Genomic DNA, 26,203 nt, shown 5'->3' on the forward strand with positions numbered 1-26,203 from the left:
GTTTCGCTATAAAAAAGAATAGCCCCGCAAAATATGCGAGGCTATTCTTTTTGTCCAAATTACATATGTTTTATTGTTGATTTTCAGGGCAGTCTTTTTTACAAGTGATTATAAAAAAGTAACTAAGTAATCGATTTGTGCGTGTTATAGTAGTTTCACTTATGTATAGGGTAGCATTTTTTTAACTCAAAGTGTTTTCTATTATTTGAAAAATATACCATATTTCATCATCAGAAAAAGAGATTTGATAAAATTTCTCCATTTTTTCAATGCTACTTTTAATGATTGCAAATTCGAATGAGTATTGTTCTTCTAAATGATTTTTGTAAATACAAGTTGGTGAGGCCTCTTGTCGATGCATGCGGCTGATTGCGCAAATTAAGTGCATAATGAGGCCAATCGTTACATCAGAATCATTGTGCATATTTAATTTTTTTTGTAATTTGTTTAAAAAATCAAAAAAAATGTTTCTGTAATGGTTAATATCCATTTCTTGAAATTCGGATTGCATGGCAGCAAAAACTTGTTCATAGGCATCACTATTAGTCTTAATTTTACTGATAGCTGCAATTATATTTTGTAAACCGTATTCATTAAATATTTCTGCGATAGAGAAAAAAGGAATATTATAAAGTTTTGGGTTAATACTGCCGACTACGGCAATAATATTTTTTTGTTTGGAAAGACTGTTGATTTTACTAGTTAGTTGATTTTTATCATTGATTGACATGGGGAGTACCTGAATGTTTTTTTCATCGAGATGAAGTTTGTCTTCAAGGAGAGTTTTTATCTTTAGGGCGCTGCCTTCACCAGTAGTACATAAAGCGATGATAATATTATCATTTTTTAATGAGAGGGTATGTGTAATACTATCTGTATATTTTGAAAACAGCAGTTTATTGGATTTGATATCTTCACAAATATCAAAAATATTTGTATCAATGACTGATTTTCGGGCACATTCAATAACTAATAATGTAGAGACCATATCTAAGGTTTGGATTTCAAAACCAGTCTCTTCACGAAGTAATTCTCCAAACATAGTTAGTGCCCCCATATCTACGAGCAGGATAATACCAGCACCCTGATGTTTTTTTATGATTAAGTTTTTAATTTCTTCATAAGCGATGGTGGGAGATTTGTCCATAGCCATGTCATATGCATACAGATTATCAACCTGTACTAAATTAGCGGCTACTTCAACCATAGAACTAGCAGTACTTCTTCCATGCGTAGCAACAACAATAATAGGGAGGGCAGAATTAAGTTCTGAGTTTGTATTATCGATAGACAAAAACATAGTGATGAAGCCAACTTCATCAACAGGAACATGAATATTATAAATTCTTCCCAGTTCTTTTGAAAAATCTAAGGCGATTTTATATTCGACGGGGTTTTTATCAATAATTTGGCCAATATTATGATTGATAATGGGCTTGCTTTGCTTAATCCGTTCAATACTTGAATTAATATGGAGGCATAGTCCATAAAAAACTTTTGCTGAAAAAGCCCGGTGCAACTCAAGGCTGCTAGTTTTAAAAAATCTTTTAATTAAAGAGATAAGGGATTCATCAACAAGTTGTGAAAGTTCATCTGTATTAAAGGTATCTTTAAAATTCCGGATGAATTTTTTGAAATAATTTTCGATGTCGAAAGACATAGTGAATTTTATATCGTTTTCATCAACCCCTTGTTTTTGTAAATATTGAATTCGCTTTTCAATTTGTTCATAGAAAGTATTTAATAGAAAGTCATCATGCTTAACAATAAGTGACTTGGATTTGTTAGGCGTAAAAGAAGTTTGACCATCCCCTTTAACTAAACAATCAATGATTAATGATTCTTTTTTATATAATAATAAGCCTTGTTTCACATGACTTGAAAAATCAGACATATGAACGTCTAAAAACTTTTTTTTGCTAGATATACATTTTAAAAATGCATTAGCACAGCCAAATTGGATATCACTTTTTAATTGACCAACATTCCCCTTGCAGACATATAACAGCAAGGCTCGTAGAACATTAGCTGATACTAAGATTTCACGTCCAATGCGTCGGGATTCGGTTTTGAAAAATTCATAAATGAGATGAAGTCGTTCTTCATGAGTTCGGTCTTTCAATGCGGGAATAAAAATATTCATTGGAATTCTGCGGGTAAAGGTTGTTAAGAGGGATTGTTCAATGTCTTCAGTGGTAGAACAAATAATAAGCAGGTCGCACGTTTTTTTATTATCAACATCGCCTAAGGGACTGTATAGACCTTTATCAATTAAATAGAAAAGCATTTCTTGCCCCTCTGGCGGTAAGCGATGAACTTCATCCAAAAATAAAATACCACCATCAGCTTTTGCTACAATTCCAGGTTTATCTCGATCGGCCCCAGTAAAAGCTCCTTTTTTACAACCAAAGAGATATGCAAGCAGGAGCTGTGGATTATTGGCATAATCGGCACAATTAAAAGCAATAAAAGGAGCCGATGAGGGGAAAATATTATTTTCAATAGAAAAATGATACATCATTTCGGCAAACATAGTTTTTCCAACGCCAGTAGGACCTAAAATAATTGTATGAAGACCTCGTGGTGGGTATAGTATAGCGGCTTTTGCTCTTTGAATACATTTTTGTAGGCTTTTATTTTTTCCGATGAGCATATTAAAATTTAAAGGCTCTTCTGAAAGTGTTTCAGTGGGGAGCGATATTGTATGAGGAGGAACAGCGTATAAAACAGGACGACTAATTGATTTAATTAATTTACCACTTTTGTGAAGTGAATTGAGTAGAGCACTGATATTTGAACGTTTTATACCGAGTGCCGCTGCAATTTCATTCGTAGAGCAGCCGGTTTTGCCTTGCTTCTCCGCACTTTTTTCTAAATATTCGATGATTAAGACTTCGTTTTTTCTTCCCATATAATTTTTCACCTCATGATAGATAAGTCTTTTTCATATTAAAGGCGATATTAGCACATTTCTAATAAATAATCAATAGATTTCAAATAATTAAACAATTCTTCAATGATAGTGAACTTTTTGCTAAACATGCTAAAAGCAGACTTAAATAAAGTATGGTATTAGATAGTTAGTGTATGGATATCGTGATTAGTGTATTGCAAAAAGTATTAGTGTATTGGTAAAAGTATTAGTGTATGGATTTTTTTTAGAACTTTATTTTGCATAGTATAAAAATATAGTAATTTAACGCAGCTAAAGTTAGAAATATCAATGCTTTTAACAGTTGTAATTAGTTGGCACGAAACTTGCTTATTAAAAGAGTGAAAGGGTGTGAACTATTTATCTATGGATATTCAGGTGGAAATAAATGAATATTTAATAGAAAAAACAACTTAATAGGGAGATATTGAATATTAGAACTTTAGGAGGAGACTTATGAAAAAAGGGGTAATATGTGCATTGGCAGCGATGGCTGTGATCTATGCTACAAGCAACGTTTTTGCTGCAGAAAATTTGTTTGCTGATGTTCCTAGAGATCATTGGGCATATCAATCAATTACAAAATTAACGAAAGATGGTATCATTCAAGGTGATGGCACTAATTTTAATGGAGATAGGGTTCTTACACGGTATGAAATGGCAGCACTTGTTGCTAATGCGATAACAAAAGAAGACAAAGCAGATGCAGCCTCTAAAGTAGAAATTGCTAAACTGGAACAAGAGTTTAGTTCTGAATTAGCTCAATTAGGTATAAAAATAGATAAGGTTGAAAAGAAAGTAAATAATATTGGTAATGTAAAGTTTAATTTCTGGGGCCGTGTCTTAATGAACACTTATAAAGATTCGGCTACTAAAAATGCCAATATGGATAGCCAGTATCGTTATAAATTAAAAATGACAAGTCAGCTGCAGGATAATGTGTGGGTGCAATCAAGTCTTGGCTATGATCAAGGCTACAATACAGGCAGTACATCTAATTCATCTAATAGTGTAGCTTTGCAGACGATGTATATAAAAGTGAAAAGTGGAAATTGGTATTATAATTTTGGACGTCAGGGATCAAACGCATCAAGTCCAGTTGATATGCTGGCTACCGGTATGACGATGGCGGCAGGCACTAATTTTGATGGTCTATCAACCTATTACGTTGATCCTAAAAATTCAAATAATAAATTTTTTATCGGTCAATTTAATAAAGCTGTGTATTATACGAATGCTGCGTCAAATAGTGTGAGAAATATTACTATTTTGAATGCAAATTATGATATTTTGCCAAAGGTAAATTTAACAGCAGCCTACTTTAAAGATGGGGGCCGCCGGGGGATTGATGATAGTTCATTGGCTGAAATTACTACAATTGGTGCGACTTATAAAATCTCACCAAAGTATACATTAGTCGGTGAATATGGTAGAAATCAAAAAGCAAAAGAAGCAGCAGCAGCAGAAGGTGTTAGATATAATGGTTCAAATGATGGTTGGGATGTTTTATTGCAGTATGGACACTCGAATATTGAGAAACCGAAAAGTTGGGATGTCAGTGTTGATTTAAGAAGAATGCAGCCTGGTTTTGAACCCTATGCAGGGACGGAATGGCTAGGAGGCGTATATTCTCCAATAAATGTTGGTGCAACCAGCAATGTCGATAATGTGAAAGGTGTTGGCGTATATTGGGGCTATGTTCCTTATAAAAATGTTTGGACACAACTCAGCTGGTATTATTTGGCTCCGGTTGAAAAAGGACAAAATGATGGGAAATATAGACAAGGTGTACGTTTGATGGTTGATTTTAGATATTAAAAGCAGGATCACCATTATAAAATGATAGTGGTGATCCTTATGATTTTGGGGAAAATATAAAATTAATTTATATGATTAGAAGGCGGTTATTATGCAAAAAATGATGAGGAAATTGGAAGACTCTCTCAATAAGTATTTGTTACCACTATCCGATATAGTCAATAGAAATCAAATTATTACCGCAATAAAAGAAGGTATGATTGCGACATTGCCGATCATTTTATTATCATCAACAGTGTTTATTTTAATATTTTTTCCATATTTAAATCAATTTGCGCCAGCATTGGATGCTTTCTTAAAGCAGGTGTTTCGCCCGTTGATTCCGGTTACGCTGGGTATAATAGCCTTGTTTGTTATTTTGAGTACGGCAAATAGTTATTCGCGTTTAAGGAAAATTGATTCGTTATTTGGTGTTTTTGTTGCTGTTGCTTCATTTATGCTTATTACGCCATTTTCAGTAAAAACTGAGGTTATGGTTGAAGGACAAAAAATTCAGAATGCCATGGTTTCTGGGGTTATTCCTACGGCGAATTTAGGAGCAACTGGGATTATTACGGCTTTGATTATAACGATTCTCTCGATTAAAATTTATTCTTATATTTATCATAAAAATATGATTATTAAAATGCCAGAATCAGTTCCACCGGTCGTATCAAAACCGTTTGAATCGATCATCCCAATCGGACTTACCTTGTTGATTTTTTTAGGGGCGCGTTTGTTGATTGAACAAACTGATTTTGGAACATTACAGAATATGATCTACACCTTATTAACGAAACCACTGCTTGGCTTAGGTGGAAATATATGGGTGGTATTATTCTTATTTGTTATTTCTCAGATCTTATGGTTCTTCGGTATTCATGGCACTAGCGCAGTGATTGTGCCGATTTGGAAACCGGTAGCTACCGTTATGATGGTTGAAAATTTGGACGCTTTTAATGCAGGGCTTCCATTGCCGTATTTAATGACTTATGCATTTATGGCATTGATTGCTCATTGCCGCCTTTCACCGATTTTAGCATTAACTTTTTTAGGTAAGTCAAAACAGGCGAAGTCCATTGGTAAAGTATCACTTATACCCGCACTATTTAATATTCACGAACCATTTATTTACGGACTGCCGATTGTATTGAATGTGCCCCTTATGATTCCATGGATTATTGTAGAACCGTTGCAAATTGGACTGGCATATGGCTTGGCTGTATGGACCGATTGCATACCGGTTCTTCAGATGCCATTTACTTTACCACCAATTTTGCAGGGATTATTGGCGACGAATTTTAATCTATGGTCGATTGTGATTACTCTTGCCGTTTTTGTTTTTGGCTTTATTTGCTGGTACCCATTTATTAAAATTTTGGATAAGCAGATGCTGCTAGCAGAACAATCTAATTCAGACCGTGAGGTGTAAAGGAACTTTTATAAATTAAATAGATATACTATGTTTAAACGCTTTTTTTACAGGTTGTTTTTATATACAGTCAATGATTTGAGCTGCATCATTATGATAAATAAAGGGAGGACACTAGATGAATATTTTATTGGTTTGTGCTGCGGGAATGTCAACGAGCTTAGTGGTAGCAAAAATGAAAAAATTTTTAAAACCGGAAGAAGCTGATTGGGTTATTAGTGCTATTCCATCGGAAGAACTTGCCCAGCAAGTAGATAAATATGATGTTGTGCTATTGGGACCACAATTAAAATTTAAAAAAGAGATATTGGAAGAAATTACTGCACCGAAGGGAATACCATTAGAAGTTATTAATATGATGGATTACGGTACAATGCGTGGTGATAAAATTTTAGAATTTGCTAAGATGCTTTATAATAACAAAAATCGTTAAACAAATAACGGTGCAGGTGCACTGTTTGGGAGGCAAAGAGATATGGAAGTTGGAGAAGAAGTTATTTTTAAACTTATCACGCATTCAGGGAGCGCACGCAGTAATGTTTTTGAAGCATTTCAGTTTTGTCAAGTCGGTGATTATGAGGGTGCTAAGAAACTAATGAAAGAAGCCGATGAAAATATTCTAGAGGCACATAAGGCGCAGACCAAGTTAATACAAAAAGAAGCTTCTGGGGAAGTGATGGAAGTGAGGTTATTGATGGTTCATGCGCAGGACCATTTGATGACGTGTATTTTAGCAAAAGAAATTATGATGAATATGATGAAAATACAAGAAGAATTAAATGAAATTAAAACGCACTTATCATTGAACAAATAAACGAGGAGATGAGATGATGGGGGAAATAACTATTTCAAAAAACAAGAGACATTTTCAAAAAGGCGATCGGAATTTTTTCTATTTAGCAGATACGGTATGGAGTGCTTTTACCAATGCTTCTTTTTCGGAGTGGCAGGAATATTTGGATTATCGCAAAATGCAAGGTTTTAATGCATTGCAAATCAATATTCTTCCGCAATGGGATGCCAGTGGATCAGATATTGATATACAAGCTTTTGTGGTGAAAGCAGATGGAACTTTTGATTTTTTTAAATTAAATGAAGCTTATTTTGATAGAGCGGAAAAAATGATTGCGATGGCTGTTGAACGTGGATTTTTACCAGCATTAGTCTTGTTGTGGTGTAATTTTGTTCCCGATACTTGGTCTGATAAAATTAAAAAATGTGATAAAATGCCTTTATCAGCAATAGAAAATTATGTAAAATGTGTGGCGGCTACATTTTCCAAATACAATCCGATTTATATAATCAGTGGGGATTCAGATTTTCCAACGCAGCTTGCAAAATCATATTATGGGAAAGCTTTGGCATTAATCAAAAAACTATCACCGGAATGCTTAACAACAATGCATATACAGGGACGTTTAATGGAGTTGCCGGAAGAATATACAAAGGAAGACGGAATCGACTTTTACATGTATCAATCAGGACATAATACGGATTTTCGCCATATGGCGTATGTTATGGCAAATCATTTTTATCATAAAAAGAATATGAAACCGGTGCTTAATTCAGAGCCTTGCTATGATCAAATGGGATTTAGTCGACGTATATACGGTCGATTTACAACATTTGATGTAAGAAAAGCTGCATGGCAAAGTGTTTTGTCTGGAGCTAGTGCTGGAATTACTTATGGTGCACATGGAATTTGGAGCTGGCATAAGCCGGGAAAAAATTTTGGCGCTACCGGTGAAGGTTTTGATAAACCTTATTATTGGCGAGATGCACTGAAGTTTGAAGGAGCATGGGACTATTCTTTTTTGAAGTGGATTTTTGAAACGTATGATCTATTTGATCTTAAACCACAAAATTTAATTGCTAATACAACGGAAGAAATTCGAATGGCAATGAAAACAGATCGAAGCGTAGTACTTGTTTATATGCCTTCAAATACGACGCTGACAATTAATGATGATTTGTCGGAATATAGTTTTGATATTATCGATTTAACGACAAAACGGTTTGCAAAACCAGTTATTCAATATATAAAGGGGCAAACTATTATGCAGATGCATAATTTTCATGCAGATGTATTATTTTTGGGCACGCGAAGATAATTTAGTCAATAAAACAACTTGATTGGAATAGTGATGCTTATGGATATTTACAGGACTGAAGAGAATTACAGGAAAAAAACGTTAGAGCAGCTTTGAACGATATCGCCTATCAAATTGCTGGAATTGTAAAATTAAATGAGGTGATTTTAAAGTTTATGGAATATAAACAAAGATTGTTGATTCGGGCAGATGATTTAGGATATAGCGAAGGGACGAATTATGGAATTGCTAAAACTGTAAATCAAGGAATTGTTCGTTCGGTGGGGTTGATGACGAATATGTCGGCAGCTGAACATGGCTTGAATTTATTTGACTTGGAAGCTATATGCTTAGGATTGCATACAAATATTTGTGCGGGTCGGCCCTTGTGTGATCCGGTCTTGATTCCTAGTCTGGTGGATGCGGGTGGGATGTTTAAATCTTCCCAAGAATATCATCAATCCAATATTGATTTTGTTGTAATCAATGAAGCTGTCCTTGAAATTGAGGCACAACTGCAACGCTTTATTGTAATGGTAGGAAGATTACCGGATTATATTGAAGGTCATGCGGTAAAGAGCTGCAATTTTTTTCAGGCACTGAAATTGGTAGCTGTGAAATTTCAATTAAAATACATTCCATTATCGTTGTCGGAAAAACCAATATTAGTTGGTGAAAAGAAAATATATGTTCATATGAATAGCATGCGGATTGATTATAATCCGTGGAAAACATTGGAAATGATAGTTGAGCATCCACATTTTGATGGTTGTGAGTCGATGATATGCCATCCAGGGTATTTGGATGAAGATATATTGAAGTACTCATCACTTACATTTCCTAGACCGTTAGAAGTTTCAATGTTATGTGATCCTAAAATATGTAAGTTTATCGAAGCACATAGAGTAGAATTAATCACGTATAATGATATTTGAAATTAGAATATTGAAGTTCTTATTCGTAACTTTGGTTAAATTGTATTGAAAGGACGGGATCGTAATGAGGAATATATATTGGAAAGTCTTGATTTTTATTGCAGTCGTGTTGAGTTGTAATTTTTCAGCAGGATTGGCTAAGCCAGTAGAAGCAACGTATCGTAGCGTTATAGATGTAAATGATTGGGGGCCGACGATTTCTAAAGTTATTGTGGATATAGGGAGCGAAGTCGATGAAGGAGCAGTAGATAAAGAAACTTTTAAGGTTTATGTAAAGCGAAGTGTTCCTCATAAGGAATCAGCTGGAACCAGCATGGATCTCTCTCAAAATTCATCAACGATAACAGAGGAACCCAAAATTCTGGGGGATCGTGAAGGATATCGTGAAATAAAAAATGTTTATGTATCTGATAAAAATGGACAATCTGCTAAAAAAGGACATTATATTGCGATTGAGATGCAAGTTGGACCTAAAATAACTTTAGGATTACCATTGAACTTTGATTTGAAAGCAAAACAAAATAAATGGATTGATTGCACCTATACTATTACGCAGCAGAAACCGATAAAATCTGCGCACCGTAATGTTGAAGGCCTTATTGTAACAAAGTTTGCAGGCAGCATAAAATCAAGTATAGATGCGTTTACATTTGATAAGGTAACGTACAATGATATAACATTGTCTTATGGAAGTTTTGAACCAAAGGATAAAGAAAAACATCCTTTGATCATTTGGCTGCATGGAATGGGTGAAGGTGGGACAGACGCCTCTATTGCAGTTGCAGGTAATAAAGCGGTTAACTTCGCTGATCCTAAGATTCAAGCTTATTTTGGTGGAGCGTATGTCTTAGTACCACAAGCAAAGACTTTTTGGATGGATGGGTTTCATGAATTTGGTGATGGAACCTCTAAATATGAAGATTCGCTTATGGCGCTGATTAGAAATTATGTATCGCTGCATAAAGAGATTGATTCAAACCGTATATATTTAGGTGGGGATTCAAATGGAGGGTATATGACGATGTTATTGATTCGTGATTATCCGAAAGAATTTGCTGCCGCATTTCCAACATGTGAAGCATTGAAAGACAGTCTTATCACGGATGAAGATATTGAAAAAATGAAAACTGTTCCTATTTGGTTTACAGCGGCTAAAACAGATGAAGTGGTTCCTCCTATTGAATATGTGATTCCAACTTATCAGCGCCTTGTATCGGCTGGAGCAAATGTACAGTTTAGTTTTTTTGATAATGTTAGCGATCGTACGGGTTTATATAAAAAAGCTGATGGTACACCTTTTGAATATAATGGACACTGGTCTTGGATTTATGTCTATAATAATGATTGCATAGTGAAGGTAAATGATAAACAAATCAGCCTTATGGAATGGCTGGCAAAACAACAACGTTTTTAAAGAGACCTAATAATTTGACTATAACGTACAGATAGACTTTTTGGGAAATTATCAATTATAGATCATGGGTTATTTGTATAAGCATAGCAGTCGTTCGATGGATATTCATATTCTGAGTATATATCAACGGCTGCTATTTTTATACACACTGTTTAATATGTACTTTTTATTGACAGAAGTATCAGACAACCAAACGTTCAATGCAGCAGACTCAATAGCTGATAAGCGAGGAGCGTTTTAGCTGCAGGTTGACTCAATCTCGTATAAAGTGATATGCTATACTACATAATAGCATGAAAATAGATGGTCCGCAGACCAGTCATGTGGGAGAATGCGTTCTGTTGAGGTGGAGAACTTTATAAAAAATTATTATCTGCCCGAGAGTCGGAGCGACTTGTGTTTAAAATATTACGTGGTATGTTCAATATGTTACCGAATTAACAAATTACATCAACTTACCGCTGAAGGAGAAACAGCATGCAGACGAATATCATGATCGTAGATGATCAACTGTTATTCAGGGAAGGATTAAAAGCTGTCCTGGATTTGGAAGAGAGCATAAATGTTATATCTGCAGTGGGAAGTGGCAAAGAAGCACTTTTGGGACTTGATCAAAATGCTACTTTAGATTTAGTATTACTCGACATAAGAATGCCTGAAATGAATGGTGTGGAGACTGTTAAACTTATTAAGGAAAATTATCCTGAGCTTAAAGTCCTTATGCTAACAACGTTTAATGATGAAGAATATATAATGGAAGCTTTGGCTAATGGAGCTAATGGATATGTACTTAAAGATATTGAAATTGAAAAATTAGTAGAAGCCATTCATGATGCGATTGGGGAAAAAATGATTCTACCTCCTTCTGTAGCGTCTAAGCTTGCCCAAGGCTTGCTGAAAGTTTCTCCCCCAAAAAAAAGTTCAGCATTAGCTGAACTTGAGCTGTCTGAACGAGAAAAAGAAATTGCCATTATGCTAACACAAGGTTTTTCGAATAAGCAAATTGCGATAGGTCTTTTTATTTCAGAAGGAACGGTTCGTAATTATATCAGTAATATATATAGTAAGATTGGTGTTAATGATCGGACTAATGCTGTGATATTCTTAAAAAGTTATGGTTTATAAATTAAGATGATTTTAATGAGTTTAATGCTAAGGAGACAGATATGTTAGAGGCACGAGATTTAAGTCTTATTTATTGCAATGAACGAAATGATGAGTTTTACGCGATTCATGATGTCAATTTTTTTGCAAACCGAGGCGAAATGATTGGAATCGTAGGTCCTTCTGGGAGCGGAAAAAGTTCGCTTTTATATATACTGTCTGGATTAAAAAAGCCCACGGTTGGTACGGTATATTATCAAGAACATGCATTAGAAGTCATGTCATATAATGAGTTGGCGGAGATTCGCAGAAAAGAATATGGATTTATATTTCAACGGCATTTCCTTATTAATTATTTAACCGTACTCGACAATGTTTTGTCCGTGGTTAATAGAAACGATAAATTTTGGCGTAATACGGCTATTAACCTCCTTGAAACGTTGGGGATTGCTGATTTTGCCAATCAAAAACCTTATAAAATGTCAGTTGGCGAACGTCAAAAAGTTGCTATTGCCCGTGCTTTAGTAAGTCAGCCTAAAATTATTTTCGCTGACGAACCTACGGCATCTCTTGATCACAGCAATGCTAGAATGGTGATGGATATTTTTGCGAGTTTAAAAGGAGAGATTACTATTTTGGTAGCAACACATGATGATTCAATTTTAGATCAAGCTGACAGGGTGATCCATATGTGGGATGGGCGCATTGCTAAATCTTCTATTCCAGTAAGCGCAATTGAAAATATAAAGCAATCTAATCCAATCATGCATAGGAGCTAAAATGATAAAACCACTTTCTGTTTGGAAATACTACAAAAATAATCAAAGGAAAGTTGTAGCGGTTTTCTTGGTAACTTTTCTTTGTGTTTTTTTACAATCCGTTTTGCTGGCTTTTGCAACAGCTATGATTAATTTTCAAAAAGCAACAACGCTCGGACTTGTATCATCGCTGGGCATAATTGCTACTGAACAACTGTCTCCGGAAAATCGACAATGGTTAAGGCAATCCCTTGAGCAAGGGCAAGATGTTTCTCAAGTTATACCATCTGCGATCAGAATTACATCACTGTATGGTCTCAATAATGCTTATATCCTTTTTTTACATTCAAAAGATACGGAAGCTGTAATGAACTGTTTAAATCTTTCACTAATTGATGGACAGCTTCCTACCCCCGGATCCAATGATGTCGCTTTGCACTGGAAAATTGCCGCCAATAAGGGGTTGAAAATCGGCGATCATTTTGGTAGAAAAACATCCAAAACTGAATTATTAATTGGGGATTGCCGTTTAGTAGGTCTTTTGGAAGGAAGTGCAGCTATCGGTATTGCTGATTTTGATTGCCCTGAACAGAAACTAACTGAATCGGAACTCGTAAACGTGATTATTCCTAAAAAGGGGCAGTTTCTTCAAGTTAAAAACTATATAGCACAACTTATCCAAGAAAATGACGATTTATGGTTCTATAATAGCGATGCAGAAGAATCTTTTTATCGCAATGAAACGAATAGTATTGTTATGATTTTAAACATTATTTATTTAGTAATCACAGGCATTGTAATCATTTGCGTAAGTTTTTTGTTTTATATTTATTTTTATCAAAGGCGTTCTGAATTCGCCTTATTGGAAGCGTTAGGACATTCCCGGCAAACTATTATCGGCAAGGCGTTTTTAGAAATTGCAGGCATCAATTTGCTAGGATTTATTGCTGGAATACTCATCGCAGCAGTCTGCGAAGGGGCTTTGAATCATTTTATTTTATTTGATCGCGGTCTGTCCTTGGCGTTATGGGATAGCAGCTATGCGTTTAAACTATTATCCACGCCATTGGTTATTACTTTCACTAGTTTGTTACCAGTCTGGCGTCTGCTAAAAAAAGTTGATCCACTGTCTATTATCGAAGGGGACATTGAATAAAAACCTTATTGTGAGTTCATAAATTATCGATTCTTGTCATATGACATATGTCATTTTACTTATTACTCAAAACATGATTTGAGTGAATGGTAAAATGACATTTTTTAATTTATTATTCATTATTGCATCATATTCATTCAACTTGTATCTATATTTTATGCATGGTAAAATTATAATGGATATACCATGCTAGCGGTGCTTAAGTACTATCATTATAGGAAATTCATGCCTTCTAGCAATTTTGCTAGTTTTTTTATATAAAAACTAGTTATGTGGTGCTTGTAGTAATAAAATATTAAATGATGTTAAATCGTCGTTATGAGGCAGGAAAATGAGCTCTTCGGATAGTAATTTGACTATGGATGAAAAAACTGAAAATACGATTACCCGATTAATATATTTAATATTATTAATTGGGATAGTTTTGGTTGTTATACAAAACCAAGAGCAAAGATGGCTGCTTTTTTCTATTTCTACTTTGATGGCTATATCAATAACGGTTCGTAGAGCCATAATTTATGATTCATTCCGGTATTTGTATATCGGAAAAATCAATATTATCTTTGATATGATATTGATTATTATAATTAATTATTTTGATCAAAGTTTTCTTTCCTATATATTTTTTCTGGTACTAATTATTGATGCTTCCTTATCCTATTCATCTGGTTTCACTGCTAAAATAACGCTACTGGGATATATTATACAGGGAGTTGAAAGATACTTTCAACTCCCTGACTTTAATGTTTTCGTTTTACAAATGTTAGCTGATTTTGTGACTTTTATTGGCATATATCTTTTGATGACCTTTATTCGTTACCAAATCCAACAGAAAGAACAGTTACGCCAAGTGATGGTTCAATTGAAAATTCAAGCAAAAGAATTGGAGAAAGCTTATCAAAAACTTAAAGAAACCTCTATGGATTTGGAGGATATTACCGTCTTGAGGGAACGAAACCGAATTTCTCGAGAAATTCATGATACAGTTGGGCATACATTGACCACTGTATTAGTAGAACTAGAGGCTGGAGGACGTTTAATTGCGATTGATCCAGTATCGGCGACAACCAAAGTTAATTTAGCTAAAGGTCAAATTCGTAAGGGACTGAAAGACATTCGTAATTCTGTTGAATTGATTAACTCTGGTAAGGACATGTTAGAGTTAACTTCTGCGATTAAATTATTAATTAACGAAACAATATTACATGGCAATGTACATATACATTACCGCATTGACAAATTACCTCAACTTACCCTTGATGCGGAAAGAGCAATCTATCGTGCTCTGCAAGAAGGCATTACGAATGGAATTCGTCATGGGAAAAGTACCACTTTTGTATTTAACCTGAAATGTACAAAGAAATCAATTGAGTTCATTCTCCAGGATAATGGTATTGGTACTAAAAAGATCATTCCTGGTTTTGGATTGACAACCATGGAGGAACGAATTAAAAGTCTGGGTGGAATTTTTAATATTTATGCAAAACCAGAGGAAGGTTGTCTCATTCGTATTTCAATTCCATTGGAGGAGGAATTGAATAAGAGATTTATTGTGGCTCCCTGAATTATATTTTTGTCATATGACATATGTCATTTTACTTATTACTCAAAACATGACTTGAGTGAATGGTGAAATGGCTTTTTTTTATTTATTATTAATAGTGTCTTGGGGCAGTTAACCATAAAAAACAATTTAAGTGCAGCACTTTATTTATCGTAAGCGTCAACAGGCAATGAGTGGAATGAAATAAATTATATATAATAGTCGTTTATAAGAGTAAAAAAATCGCTTCAGGAAAAATGGGTTAAATTCATTTTGAGTCTTGAATTAAGCGAAAGAAAAGGATATTGAGGATGAGAAGAAAGGATACGGATGTACTATTTTATACAAATTCTTTTACAAAACATTATATTCGTTTTATTTGTACAATAGTTACATCCAAAGGTCAATGGGGAAATGGAATAAGACAATATTGGCGTAAGTTTCTGTTTGTTGTTTGCAGTTGTGTTAATTACCAAACTATGGTTAACTTTATAGAATTTTTGACCGCACCTCAAAATAAACAAATACATATTATGGTTATGAATCAAACATTCATTCTTGAGCAAGTTACGCGGGCATGGTTATATTATAGGGCATCAACAGAAGATAGAGTGAAGGCATCCATAGCACACTTTACATTTTTTCAAAGGAAGTTGACTCCAGCGGCTTTTGAACATATTTACAATAAAAATGGCATTACCATATGGGAACAGCAATTTAAAGATAACCTCCTTACAATAAAATTAGATTATGGAAGATTTTATCGTAAAGAAGGGTTAATGGCGATTTCTCTCAACTTAGGTACATTGAGGGTTTACTCTATATCTTTTTGGATGGATTTTGACTCAAACAAACAGTTAGCATTGTGGATTGGTAGTATACAAGGATCGAAAGGTGAATTAGATGTTATTCGTTCTTTAACAAAATGTTTTTATGGTTATCGTCCCAAAAATCTAATGATTCATGCTGTACAATCTCTGACACGTGCGTTGCAGATAAAAAATATTTTTGCTGTATCCAATTATGGTTCCTATGTCAATACCCGTATTCGTAAGAATAGAAAACTAAAAACCTCTCTAGATAAATTTTGGATGGAAATAGGTGGAATGGTTAGCACGGATGCCCGTTTTTTTAAACTCCCGATTATAGAACATAGAAAGCAAAACGAAGAAATCCCTGCGCATAAACGTAATTTATATCGAAAACGTTTTGCTCTGTTAGATAACGTTGATGAAACAATTAAAGATGTAATGAATAAAATTTGCCACTAGAAAGTAATAGCTCATTGTGATCTAGTTAAATATTTAGGTATCCTTGAAGCCCGCAGTAGTATGTTGAGAGAGGAGAATGAAATTTATATAAGGAGGAACCGCATGCATTTTTTTGCGATGAGTATAAGTCGATGGTTCTTATTGCTTCCTAAAAATAGCCAGATGTTAATAACAAAACTTGTAGGTTTAGCTGTTTGGCTAGCAGTATCGGGCAGCAGAAAAAACATGATGATTAAAAATATCCGTAAAACTTTACACGTAACAGAATGTGAAGCTTATAAAATTGGAAAAGCAAGTATTACAAGATTTGGTGGTATATTGACAGATTTATTGAAGTATCCACGTTTCTCAAAAAAAAATATCAAAAATTTTGTCGACTTTCAAGGGTTGGAAAATTTAGAAAAGGCTCTTTCTTACGGTAGAGGCGTTGTTATGGTTACAGGGCACTTAGGTAACTGGGAACTTCTTGGAGCAGCATTAGCTTATCAAGGGTTTCCGATGGTTGCTGTGACAAGACGCCAGAGAAACCGCAGTTTTGATAGTTTTATTAATGTGTTTCGTCATATACCAGATGGAGGCACTGTTTTATATAAAGATAACTTACGAGCTGTCATTCGCGCATTAAGAAAAAATAAAATACCTTTAATTTTTATTGATGTCGACGGGCATGATACGGGTATTTTTGTTGAATTTTTTAATCAATGGGCTTCTACTCCACCTGGTGCAGCGGTTCTGGCCAGAATGTGTGGTTGCCCAATAGTACCTGCATTTATCAGTCAAGTTCCAAATGGAAAACATCACATTATAATAGAGGCACCTGTTTGGATAGATAAGTCCATTGACAAAAAAATGGCTATATATGACACAATACAGAGATTGTCTTCTATACTAGAAAAACATATTTGTTGCTCGCCAAGTGAATGGTTTTGGCTCCAGGACCGTTGGCGCACTAAACCTGCTAATAAAAATCAATAGATCTTTAAGGCTTGTTCCAGATAATATTTTAGATCCTTTTTAGCTTTTCTATAGTTCTTTCATTTATAACATTGCCTGTATTTAAAGTGGTCTTCGATTCTATAAGCATTACATGAACTTCTTTCTCAGCAATTGGCATATGTTCAATTCCTCTAGGTATTATAATGCATTCTCCTTCATGGATTTGTACATCTTTTTCTCTGAATTTAATGATTAATACACCTTTCACTACATAAAACATTTCATCCTCATTTTCATGAGTATGCCATATAAAATCGCCTTTTAGTTTGGCTAATTTCAAGTAGGATTCGTTAACTTCACCAATGATTTTTGGATTCCAATATTCATTAAAAAGGCTAAGCTTTTCTTCAATATTAATTTTTTCCAATTCAAATACCTCCAATTTTTAAATGTGATGTGACGAGACTAGAAAATTCTTTTTAATATCACTAAAAGAGAAAATACATAGTATAATATATAGTATAAATTATTATAGTTTATTTTCGTTGTCAATTACAGTCTATTTGCTATATACATTATGTTAATGCAAACGAAAGAAAAAATTATTATTATGGATGGGATATTACGATGAATTATAATCGTCTTGGGAAAATAGTTTTGAATTATCGGAAAAAAGGAATGACAATTTGTGAGTTTTCAGATTTTGCAGGAATAAGTACATTTCTCATAAGCCAGATTGAGAGGGGGCAGTAAAATGGAAAAAAATATAATCAGACTGGTACAAGAAGCAGATACCGAAGAAATTTTGAACATATATGAACCTTATGTAAAAGAAACAGCGATAACTTTTGAATGTGAAACTCCTTCGATTGATGAATTCAGAAATCGTATTAAGGAAATATCAGAGGACTATCCTTATATAGTTTACTTGTCAAACGGAAAAATTGTTGGATATGCATATGCACATAAACAAATGGAACGAGCAGCATACCAGTGGAATGCTGAGCTGTCGGTTTATATTGATAAATCTCACCTGCGTCGTGGAATTGGCAAAACACTTTACAGTGTCCTTATCGAAATATTGAAGTTACAAAATGTCAGAAATATTTATGGCGGAGTTACATTTCCGAATGAAAACAGTGAAAGATTGCATCAATATTTCGGGTTTAACAAATTAGGCGTATATCATAATACGGGATACAAATGTGAAGAATGGCATGATGTTATGTGGTTTGAAAAGACGATTGGAGATTATAATCTCGAACCTGGGTCGTTCGTGTCAATTAAAGAAATTGACACGAACATAATTACGAAAATTTTACGGTTATAATAACATGTTTCAATATATTTAACTGCCAAAATAAACCACCGGCTTAGCCGGCGGAATCGACGGTTTTAATCAGACATTAGTTTTTACATAGGATAATGGTTTGCAATTTTGAATGAAGTGGGAGTAATGTCCGTAAGGTGTATCGTTGGTACTGGCATCCGTCTTTTTATTAGAAAGAACAAAATATATATTCTGCTTTTATATAGATTTGATTGTAAATTGTGATATACTGAATGACAGTTGTATAGAATCGTATTATATTTTTGCTGTAACGCATTTTTTTACGTTACGGCTTTTATTTTTAGGTGATATTAATTTTAAGGGGATTTTTATGAGTAAACGAGGAATTTTTATAGTAACAATGGGACTCTTATTATCAAATGCTATGGCAGGTTTGGATGGAACAATAATCAATACAGCTTTGCCATCAATTATAAGTGATTTACATGGTATTCAATATATCGGTTGGATTATAGCTGCTTTTTTGTTAGGAATGGCAGTGGCAACTCCTCTTTGGAGTAAACTTGGTGAACGAATTGGGAATAAAAAAGCCTATCAGATAGCCACCTTATTATTTGTTCTTGGGTCAATATTTCAAGCATTGTCCAATGACATTACTTTTTTTGTAATTGCAAGGGCCGTTATGGGAATCGGTGCAGGTGGAATGAATGCGCTACCGTTTATTATTTATGCAGATTTATACACAAACTTAAGAAAACGAAGTGAAGTCATCGGGTATGCTACGGCAAGCTTTAGTGCAGCGTCAATCATTGGTCCATTGCTAGGAGGCTGGATCGTAGATTCTTTTAGCTGGCACTGGGTATTTTATATTAATATTCCTATCGCATTGTTTTCAATTTTGAGTATTCAAATTTTTTTCAAGGAACCCGTACGCATTGCTACAGGTAAAAAAATAGATTCTTTAGGCGCTTTTTTGATGATATCCGCGTTGGTTTCACTTTTAACTGGAATTCAAATGATTGGGACAGGTTCACCTGTGCTTGTTGTTGCATTGATGCTTACTGGTCTGCTTTTGTTGGTCGTGTTATTAAAAGTTGAAAAGGAAGCTGCAGATCCTATAATTCCTAACAGACTTTTTAAAAATGTTCCATTAGTAATTGATTTTTTGATGTTTGCTCTTCTATGGGGGGCATTTATTGCTTTGAACATCTATATACCAATGTGGGCACAAGGGCTATTAGGACTTAGCGCTTTAATAGGAGGAGTAACTCAAATCCCCGGCGCTATTACAAATTTTATAGGTTCTGTGATTGGGGCCAGAATACAAGGGCAGTTAGGTAAATACCGTATGGTTACTTTTGGAACCTTAGCTTTTTTAATTTCTTTTTTTTGCATGGTATTCGCTGGGGTTGATATACCATTTTGGTTTCTATTGATAGTTGGTGCATTTGAAGGTCTTGGATTAGGTTTATGTTTTAATATTTTGCAAATTAGTGTGCAGCAAGATGCTGAAAAAAGAGATATTCCTATTGCAACGTCATTTGCATTTTTATTACGGATTTTAAGTCAAACGTTTATGTCTGCTATCTATGGCGTGGTTTTGAATCATGCCTTGATGAAAGGCGTTGCAGAATCTAATGGAGAAATTTCTATTGCTATGTTGAATAAGTTGAGCAACTCGCAGAATATGACAGAATTGCCTGCAGCTTTGTTACCTGAAATGAGACAAATTATGTATGGCGGGTTGCATCATATTATGTTGATTGCACTGATTTTATTGATCATAGCCTTCATCTTTAATCTTGGAATGCAATCTAAAATGAAGCAAAGGAGAACAATTTAATGACTTTATACATCGCGTATTTTTTATGCGAGTAAAAAATAGTGGATAACATGGACAGCTTGAAACAGAATCTTTTGAGCTAAAGTAAAATTAAAATTTTATAGTAAATATATTTCTTGACCTGAAGTGTACTCCGTAGAGTAGGATAAAGTATTAGAAAAATCTTATTTTGATGGAGAGTTGGGCAGTATCATCTATAGGTCTTGGCTGTACGGGATTGAATGAACAAACCACGCCCATTGCTGTTCATTGCTGGTCAAGAAGCTCATTCATTAGAATTCAGCGAAGATGCTTATGCAAAAGCAGCTGAACCGAAAGAATTATACATTATTCCGAATGCAGGGCATGCGGATTTATATGATCGTACGGATCTCATTCCTTTTGATAAACTCATAAACTTTTTCAGTAAATACTTGAAATAAAAATAGTTTGAAGGTATTGGAGTACCTTGTTCTTTTTGTGACACTATAACTTAATCGTCATTCTTCTGTATTGTAAATATGGTAGAGTGACGATTTTTTATGTAGAAAATCTTTGTGCCCTCAGAAGACCTTCTATCATTTTGTGGTAGGAGGTCTTTTGTGTTTAAATTAAAAAATTTTAAGTGTTTGATTTTTTTGTAAATTTTGTAATTTTTCGATAATAGTTGTTGTGCTTTGATTTGTTTTAACAATAATGAAAATGGTGTTGTTGCCAGCTAGTGTGCCAATAATTTCAGGCCATTCGACATAGTCAATCAAACAAGCAACCGCTTCTGCTGCACCGGGAATTGTGTGGATGACGATGATGTTTTCGCTAAAGTTTATAGATAAAATGGAATCTTGAAATATACGCAATCTTCCTTTGACATAAGCATTATGGTCTGGATCTGGTTTGCTTACATACCGATACCGTCCATCGCCGAGAGGGATTTTCATAATCATCAAACGGTTGATATCACGAGAAATAGTAGCCTGGGTTACATCGAATCCTTCTTGATGCAGCGCATCTAACAGTTCATCTTGCGTATTGATTTCTTGCGTGGCAATAATTTGTTTGATTTTTTCAAGCCGTACATTTTTCATAAAATCACGCTCTTTCTGTTCTGCAAAAGTTGATATAAATTAAACGGAATTTCTTCTAATCATATATCCAATATTATATATTCGTCAATAAAATTATATACCATATAAGGTATATAATACTATAGTAGTTTATCTGAATATTAAAAATAAATAAAATGAATATTTAGAAATTATATTTTAGATAAATACTAATAATGAATATAACTATTGATTTTAAAGTGAATATTATGCATTGATACATTGATTTTTATTCTTTTGTATTATTTTACTGCTAAAAAATATTGATTTTTTATTTGACAAAACCCTTTGTGTTTACTATACTTCAATTGTAGTCACTACCTTGGTGGTTACCTATTATGGCGAACCATTAATAGCAAAGTGGCAGGAGTAAAAATTTTTATGAAAGGGAGTGTTTTTGGTGGTTTAAATAAACATTATCGATTTTTATTAGAGATCCTAAGTTGTTTGGGACGATAGCTTGCCACTGGTTCATAGTTTAGCGTTTCTTTTTTGGCTGGCTGTAAAGAAAATTCAAAATGTTCCAAACTGCTAGGCATTAGAGGAGGGCAAACTATGGAAACTGCACTTTTGAAAAAAACTTTAAATGAATCACCAGCAGCATATGCAGTACATAACGTATTGAATGTTACATCTGAAATCGGGCAATTAAAGACGGTTTTGCTGCATAGACCGGGTCAGGAAATTGAAAATTTAACACCGGAACTTTTAGAAAGACTATTGTTTGACGATATTCCTTATCTAAAAGTGGCACGTGAAGAACATGATTATTTTGCAAATGTTTTAAGAGAAAATGGAGTAAAGGTCCTTTATCTTGAAACACTTGCGGCAGAAGCTATTAAAGACCAAGGCGTAAAGACACAATTTATTAGTCAGTTTATTGATGAGGCTTCAGTTGAGAGTGAAAGTTTAAAGGAAGCATTGACAGAATATTTTAACAGTTTCTCCAATCAAGATTTAATTAATAAGATGATGGCGGGCATTCGGCGTGAAGAGTTGAGAGATTTTCATCGCATATCGCTTTATGATCAAGTTAATAATTTATATCCGTTTATTTGTGATCCAATGCCAAACTTGTATTTTACGCGGGATCCATTCGCTACAGTTGGAAATGGTATTACGATGAATCATATGCGAACACAAACAAGGAATCGTGAAACTATTTTTGCCAAATATATCTTTAAAAATCATTTGCAATTCAAAGATGCTCAAATTCCATTTTGGTTTGACCGTGAGGAAGATACTTCATTGGAAGGCGGCGATGTCTTAGTTTTAAGTGATACGACGCTGGCAATTGGAATTTCGCAGCGAACGGATGCGGCTTCGGTAGAGAAGGTTTGCCGAAGATTGTTTCAAAATAATTCTAAGTTTGAAACAGTACTTGCTTTCCATATTCCATCGTCTAGAGCTTTTATGCATTTGGATACAGTGTTTACAATGGTCGATTACGATAAATTTACCATACACTCTGAAATTGAAGGACCGTTAACCGTTTATGAAATGACAAAACATAATGGTAAAAATGGACTAAAAATTAAGATAGAAAAACAAGATATGAAATTAGAAGATATTCTTAAAAAACATTTAGGCAGAGATATTGCTCTTATTCGCTGTGGAAATGGCGATAAAATTGCTGGAGCAAGAGAACAGTGGAATGATGGGGCCAATACACTTGCAATTGCCCCTGGTGAAGTGGTTGTTTATTCGAGAAATCATGTTACGAATAAAGTACTTTCCGAAGAATATGGTGTCAAACTTCACATTATTCCTTCATCTGAATTATCCAGAGGCAGAGGCGGTCCAAGATGCATGAGTATGCCGCTTTATCGTGAAAATTTGTAAATTATTTTAATAAAAGGAGATCCTAAAAATGGGCTTTAATTTAAGAAATCGCAGCTTTTTAACATTAATGGACTTTACACCAAAAGAAATTCAATACATGCTTGATTTGGCAAGAGACTTAAAGAGAGCAAAATATGCGGGAATAGAACAACAAAAGTTACAGGGTAAAAAAATTGTTATTCTCTTTGAAAAAGATTCAACGCGTACGAGATGTTCTTTTGAAGTAGGGGCTTATGATCAAGGTGCATTACTTACGTACCTGGGTCCGACTGGCAGCCAAATTGGCAAAAAAGAATCCATTGCAGATACAGCTCGTGTTTTAGGACGTATGTATGATGGTATTGAATATCGAGGCTTTGATCAATCCATTGTTGAAGATCTAGCTAAATATTCAGGTGTACCAGTATGGAATGGTTTAACTGATGCGGATCATCCAACACAGGTTTTGGCAGATTTCTTAACGGCTCAGGAACATTTAAATAAACCATATGAAAAAATGGTATTTGCTTTTCTTGGAGATGGCAGAAATAATGTTGCGAATGCGCTGATGATTGGTTCCGCTAAAATGGGATTGGATTTCCGTATTGTTGCACCGAAAGAATTATGGCCAGATGAAGCTTTGCTTACAAAATGCAATGAAGTAGCTGCCGAAACAGGCGCTAAAATTACAGTGACTTCTGATATTGCTGCCGGTGTTAAAAATGCAGATGTTTTATATACGGATGTTTGGGTCTCCATGGGGGAACCTGATGAGGTATGGGGCGCGAGAATTAAGCTTCTTGAACCATATAGAATTACAGCACAAATGATTAAAATGACAAAAAATGACAAAGTTATATTTGAACATTGTTTGCCAGCTTTCCATAATACAAAAACAAAAGTTGGTAAACAGATTTTTGAAAAATTCGGCTTAACTGAAATGGAAGTCACGGATGAAGTATTTGAAGGTAAACATTCGGTTGTGTTTGATGAAGCGGAAAATAGAATGCATACGATTAAGGCAATTATGGTTGCTACATTAGGAGCATAAGATTCCGTTCTTTATTTAAAACTCAGTCATGCAACTACGACATGACTGAGTAAATCATATATGAATCTCACAGTGGTATTCGTTAGGCTAAGAGTAATTTATGATCCATTATGAATTGCATCAACAGTTTTTTAGAGACATTCCGTTGATTTTGTTGTTTATTATGGTAGATAAATTCATAAGATAAATGAAACAGTAGAGCTGTTTTCACTTTAGCAATTAATTTCTTGTGAGGTTCATCTCATCATAAATATAACAAAATAAAATGATAAGGGAGATGCTCTCTTTGGCAAAAGATAATAAATTAGGTATATTCGCGTTAGGTGCAATGGTTGTAGGTTCAATGATCGGTGGCGGTGCGTTTGCGCTGCCAGCGGATATGGCAAAAGGTGCCGATGCAGGTGCAATTCTGATAGGTTGGTTAATTACAGGTATTGGAATGATTGCGTTAGCACTTGTGTATCAGACGCTTTCATTAAGAAAACCTGAATTGAGCGGTGGGATTTATAGTTATGCCAAAGCAGGATTTGGTGATTATATAGGTTTTATTTCAGCATGGGGTTATTGGTTTAGTGGACTGCTTGGTAACGTATCCTACGCAGTTATGTTATTTGGTGCTCTCGGTTATTTCTTTCCGATTTTTGGTTCAGGAAATAATATCGTTTCGATTATTTGTGCATCCGCTCTTATTTGGGGCTTGCAGATTTTAATTTTGCGAGGGGTTAAAGAAGCAGCATTTATTAATGTGCTTACAACCATTGCGAAATTAGTACCGATTTTTCTATTTATTATTGTTTGCATTGTATTTTTTAAAGTCGACACGTTTTCTTTTGATATTTGGGGTGCAGCGACTCCGACTTTGGGCGGTGTTGTTGATCAGGTCAAAAGTACAATGCTTGTTACCTTATGGGTGTTCATTGGTATAGAAGGTGCCGTTGTTTTTTCGGGACGGGCGCGGAATAAACAAGATGTTGGCAAAGCAACGGTCATCGGTTTGATTGGAACGTTATTGATATATGTTTTAATCTCAGTTCTTTCATTGGGGGTTATGACACAAGGAGAACTCTCACAGCAGGCGACACCATCGATGGCATATGTCCTTGAAGCTCTTGTTGGTGAAGTGGGCGCGGCTATCATTAATGCAGGTCTTGTAGTTTCTCTATTTGGGGCACTTTTAGGCTGGTCCCTATTATCAGCCGAAGTACCGTTTGTTGCTGCTAAAGACGGCGTGTTTCCTAAAATGTTTGCTAAAGAAAATAAAAATGGAGCCCCAATTGTTTCTTTAACGATCACGAATATTTTAGTGCAGATCTCACTACTCTTAACTTTGTTTGCCAGCAGCACGTATCAGGCCCTATATTCTATTGCTAGTTCAGCTATTTTGGTACCTTATTTATTGAGTGCTTTATATGGTCTTAAACTGGCAATCACGAAAGAGACATATGATGTGAATCCTCAAGGACATACAAAAGATTTGTTTTTAGGTACATTATCTACTATTTATGCAACTTGGCTGGTATATGCGGCAGGATTACAATATCTTTTACTCATTACGATCCTTTACGCAGTAGGGGTTATTGTTTTTGTAAAAGCAAAAAAAGAAAAAGAACAGAAAATTTTCAAGGAATATGAAGCGGTACTGGCACTGTTGTTTGTGATTTTTGGTGTTGTTGCACTAGGATTAATGTCTACTGGTTCATTGGGGTAATAGAAAAAATGTTTATATTCAGGAAATTAATATACCGAA

At 34.6% G+C, this 26,203-nt stretch carries 22 protein-coding genes; 19 read left to right on the plus strand and 3 right to left on the minus strand.

All coding sequences use genetic code 11. From position 1 onward, the window contains the following. Positions 1-181: 181 nt before the first annotated feature. Positions 182-2,911: a sigma-54-dependent transcriptional regulator gene (locus BMY14_RS02435; RefSeq protein ID WP_091828867.1), complete on the minus strand. Its 2,730-nt coding sequence runs from the start codon at positions 2,909-2,911 to the stop codon at positions 182-184. A gap of 477 nt (positions 2,912-3,388) precedes the next feature. Here BMY14_RS02435 and BMY14_RS02440 point away from each other — a divergent pair, with 477 nt between their 5' ends. The 13 genes from BMY14_RS02440 (at position 3,389) to BMY14_RS02500 (ending at position 17,407) form a co-directional block, all read left to right on the plus strand. Then, a complete protein-coding gene (locus BMY14_RS02440; protein ID WP_091828868.1) occupies positions 3,389-4,750 on the plus strand; it encodes an S-layer homology domain-containing protein in 1,362 nt (453 codons plus the stop codon). Between the two features lie 91 nt (positions 4,751-4,841). Further along, complete coding sequence (locus BMY14_RS02445; protein ID WP_091828869.1) at positions 4,842-6,161, plus strand: PTS sugar transporter subunit IIC; 1,320 nt, start codon at positions 4,842-4,844, stop codon at positions 6,159-6,161. Positions 6,162-6,279: 118 nt separating this feature from the next. Continuing rightward, positions 6,280-6,594, plus strand: a complete 315-nt coding sequence (locus BMY14_RS02450) for a PTS sugar transporter subunit IIB (protein ID WP_091828870.1) — start codon at positions 6,280-6,282, stop codon at positions 6,592-6,594. Between the two features lie 42 nt (positions 6,595-6,636). Next, positions 6,637-6,975, plus strand: coding sequence for a PTS lactose/cellobiose transporter subunit IIA (locus BMY14_RS02455; protein WP_091828871.1), 339 nt, complete (start codon positions 6,637-6,639; stop codon positions 6,973-6,975). Between the two features lie 13 nt (positions 6,976-6,988). Continuing rightward, a complete protein-coding gene (locus BMY14_RS02460; protein WP_218144861.1) occupies positions 6,989-8,272 on the plus strand; it encodes a glycoside hydrolase family 140 protein in 1,284 nt (427 codons plus the stop codon). A 155-nt stretch (positions 8,273-8,427) separates the two neighbouring features. Beyond that, positions 8,428-9,186, plus strand: coding sequence for a ChbG/HpnK family deacetylase (locus tag BMY14_RS02465; RefSeq protein ID WP_091829247.1), 759 nt, complete (start codon positions 8,428-8,430; stop codon positions 9,184-9,186). A gap of 64 nt (positions 9,187-9,250) precedes the next feature. Continuing rightward, positions 9,251-10,600, plus strand: a complete 1,350-nt coding sequence (locus tag BMY14_RS02470; protein WP_091828873.1) for a prolyl oligopeptidase family serine peptidase — start codon at positions 9,251-9,253, stop codon at positions 10,598-10,600. Positions 10,601-11,077: 477 nt separating this feature from the next. Beyond that, positions 11,078-11,725: a response regulator gene (locus tag BMY14_RS02475; RefSeq protein WP_091828874.1), complete on the plus strand. Its 648-nt coding sequence runs from the start codon at positions 11,078-11,080 to the stop codon at positions 11,723-11,725. Positions 11,726-11,766: 41 nt separating this feature from the next. Beyond that, the gene (locus tag BMY14_RS02480; RefSeq protein ID WP_091828875.1) at positions 11,767-12,483 is read left to right on the plus strand and encodes an ABC transporter ATP-binding protein; all 717 of its coding nucleotides are present in this window, start codon (positions 11,767-11,769) and stop codon (positions 12,481-12,483) included. 1 nt (position 12,484) lies between these two features. Next, on the plus strand, positions 12,485-13,618 hold the full coding sequence (locus BMY14_RS02485) for an FtsX-like permease family protein (RefSeq protein ID WP_091828876.1): 1,134 nt from the start codon (positions 12,485-12,487) through the stop codon (positions 13,616-13,618). Between the two features lie 331 nt (positions 13,619-13,949). Continuing rightward, a complete protein-coding gene (locus tag BMY14_RS02490; RefSeq protein WP_091828878.1) occupies positions 13,950-15,182 on the plus strand; it encodes a sensor histidine kinase in 1,233 nt (410 codons plus the stop codon). Between the two features lie 290 nt (positions 15,183-15,472). Beyond that, on the plus strand, positions 15,473-16,432 hold the full coding sequence (locus BMY14_RS02495) for a DUF535 family protein (protein ID WP_091828880.1): 960 nt from the start codon (positions 15,473-15,475) through the stop codon (positions 16,430-16,432). Positions 16,433-16,534: 102 nt separating this feature from the next. Next, entirely contained in the window at positions 16,535-17,407 is an 873-nt protein-coding gene (locus BMY14_RS02500; protein ID WP_177177448.1) for a lysophospholipid acyltransferase family protein, read from the plus strand. A gap of 28 nt (positions 17,408-17,435) precedes the next feature. On the opposite strand, the gene BMY14_RS02505 is transcribed toward BMY14_RS02500, so the two are convergent. After that, the gene (locus BMY14_RS02505) at positions 17,436-17,795 is read right to left on the minus strand and encodes a cupin domain-containing protein (protein ID WP_091828884.1); all 360 of its coding nucleotides are present in this window, start codon (positions 17,793-17,795) and stop codon (positions 17,436-17,438) included. A 327-nt stretch (positions 17,796-18,122) separates the two neighbouring features. Between BMY14_RS02505 and BMY14_RS02515 the strand changes: the two genes are divergently transcribed. From BMY14_RS02515 to BMY14_RS02525, 3 genes are all read left to right on the plus strand, one after another. After that, positions 18,123-18,698, plus strand: coding sequence for a GNAT family N-acetyltransferase (locus BMY14_RS02515; protein ID WP_091828886.1), 576 nt, complete (start codon positions 18,123-18,125; stop codon positions 18,696-18,698). Positions 18,699-19,029: 331 nt separating this feature from the next. Beyond that, positions 19,030-20,502, plus strand: coding sequence for an MFS transporter (locus BMY14_RS02520; protein WP_091829249.1), 1,473 nt, complete (start codon positions 19,030-19,032; stop codon positions 20,500-20,502). 221 nt (positions 20,503-20,723) lie between these two features. Continuing rightward, entirely contained in the window at positions 20,724-20,924 is a 201-nt protein-coding gene (locus BMY14_RS02525) for an alpha/beta hydrolase (RefSeq protein WP_091828888.1), read from the plus strand. A gap of 168 nt (positions 20,925-21,092) precedes the next feature. Here the strand turns inward: BMY14_RS02525 and argR are convergent, their stop codons facing one another. Continuing rightward, entirely contained in the window at positions 21,093-21,566 is a 474-nt protein-coding gene (gene argR / locus BMY14_RS02530; protein ID WP_091828890.1) for an arginine repressor, read from the minus strand. Positions 21,567-22,139: 573 nt separating this feature from the next. Here argR and arcA point away from each other — a divergent pair. From arcA to arcD, 3 genes are all read left to right on the plus strand, one after another. Continuing rightward, complete coding sequence (arcA, locus tag BMY14_RS02535) at positions 22,140-23,426, plus strand: arginine deiminase (protein ID WP_218144862.1); 1,287 nt, start codon at positions 22,140-22,142, stop codon at positions 23,424-23,426. A 28-nt stretch (positions 23,427-23,454) separates the two neighbouring features. Continuing rightward, positions 23,455-24,456, plus strand: a complete 1,002-nt coding sequence (gene argF, locus BMY14_RS02540; protein WP_091828891.1) for an ornithine carbamoyltransferase — start codon at positions 23,455-23,457, stop codon at positions 24,454-24,456. Positions 24,457-24,733: 277 nt separating this feature from the next. Beyond that, positions 24,734-26,164 carry an arginine-ornithine antiporter gene (gene arcD, locus BMY14_RS02545; RefSeq protein ID WP_091828892.1) on the plus strand — a complete coding sequence of 477 codons (1,431 nt, stop codon included), beginning with the start codon at positions 24,734-24,736 and terminating at the stop codon, positions 26,162-26,164. Positions 26,165-26,203: the final 39 nt, after the last annotated feature.

It is taken from the genome of Propionispira arboris (assembly GCF_900109225.1).
GTDB lineage: Bacteria > Bacillota > Negativicutes > Selenomonadales > Selenomonadaceae > Propionispira > Propionispira arboris.

Excerpts from the sequence above, each read along its gene's own strand:
- BMY14_RS02435 (WP_091828867.1), bottom strand. The coding sequence starts at position 2,911 with ATGGGAAGAAAAAACGAAGTCTTAATCATCGAATATTTAGAAAAAAGT.
- BMY14_RS02440 (WP_091828868.1), top strand. The coding sequence starts at position 3,389 with ATGAAAAAAGGGGTAATATGTGCATTGGCAGCGATGGCTGTGATCTAT.
- BMY14_RS02445 (WP_091828869.1), top strand. The coding sequence starts at position 4,842 with ATGCAAAAAATGATGAGGAAATTGGAAGACTCTCTCAATAAGTATTTG.
- BMY14_RS02450 (WP_091828870.1), top strand. The coding sequence starts at position 6,280 with ATGAATATTTTATTGGTTTGTGCTGCGGGAATGTCAACGAGCTTAGTG.
- BMY14_RS02455 (WP_091828871.1), top strand. The coding sequence starts at position 6,637 with ATGGAAGTTGGAGAAGAAGTTATTTTTAAACTTATCACGCATTCAGGG.
- BMY14_RS02460 (WP_218144861.1), top strand. The coding sequence starts at position 6,989 with ATGATGGGGGAAATAACTATTTCAAAAAACAAGAGACATTTTCAAAAA.
- BMY14_RS02465 (WP_091829247.1), top strand. The coding sequence starts at position 8,428 with ATGGAATATAAACAAAGATTGTTGATTCGGGCAGATGATTTAGGATAT.
- BMY14_RS02470 (WP_091828873.1), top strand. The coding sequence starts at position 9,251 with ATGAGGAATATATATTGGAAAGTCTTGATTTTTATTGCAGTCGTGTTG.
- BMY14_RS02475 (WP_091828874.1), top strand. The coding sequence starts at position 11,078 with ATGCAGACGAATATCATGATCGTAGATGATCAACTGTTATTCAGGGAA.
- BMY14_RS02480 (WP_091828875.1), top strand. The coding sequence starts at position 11,767 with ATGTTAGAGGCACGAGATTTAAGTCTTATTTATTGCAATGAACGAAAT.
- BMY14_RS02485 (WP_091828876.1), top strand. The coding sequence starts at position 12,485 with ATGATAAAACCACTTTCTGTTTGGAAATACTACAAAAATAATCAAAGG.
- BMY14_RS02490 (WP_091828878.1), top strand. The coding sequence starts at position 13,950 with ATGAGCTCTTCGGATAGTAATTTGACTATGGATGAAAAAACTGAAAAT.
- BMY14_RS02495 (WP_091828880.1), top strand. The coding sequence starts at position 15,473 with ATGAGAAGAAAGGATACGGATGTACTATTTTATACAAATTCTTTTACA.
- BMY14_RS02500 (WP_177177448.1), top strand. The coding sequence starts at position 16,535 with ATGCATTTTTTTGCGATGAGTATAAGTCGATGGTTCTTATTGCTTCCT.
- BMY14_RS02515 (WP_091828886.1), top strand. The coding sequence starts at position 18,123 with ATGGAAAAAAATATAATCAGACTGGTACAAGAAGCAGATACCGAAGAA.
- BMY14_RS02520 (WP_091829249.1), top strand. The coding sequence starts at position 19,030 with ATGAGTAAACGAGGAATTTTTATAGTAACAATGGGACTCTTATTATCA.
- BMY14_RS02525 (WP_091828888.1), top strand. The coding sequence starts at position 20,724 with ATGAACAAACCACGCCCATTGCTGTTCATTGCTGGTCAAGAAGCTCAT.
- argR (WP_091828890.1), bottom strand. The coding sequence starts at position 21,566 with ATGAAAAATGTACGGCTTGAAAAAATCAAACAAATTATTGCCACGCAA.
- arcA (WP_218144862.1), top strand. The coding sequence starts at position 22,140 with ATGGAAACTGCACTTTTGAAAAAAACTTTAAATGAATCACCAGCAGCA.
- argF (WP_091828891.1), top strand. The coding sequence starts at position 23,455 with ATGGGCTTTAATTTAAGAAATCGCAGCTTTTTAACATTAATGGACTTT.
- arcD (WP_091828892.1), top strand. The coding sequence starts at position 24,734 with ATGCTCTCTTTGGCAAAAGATAATAAATTAGGTATATTCGCGTTAGGT.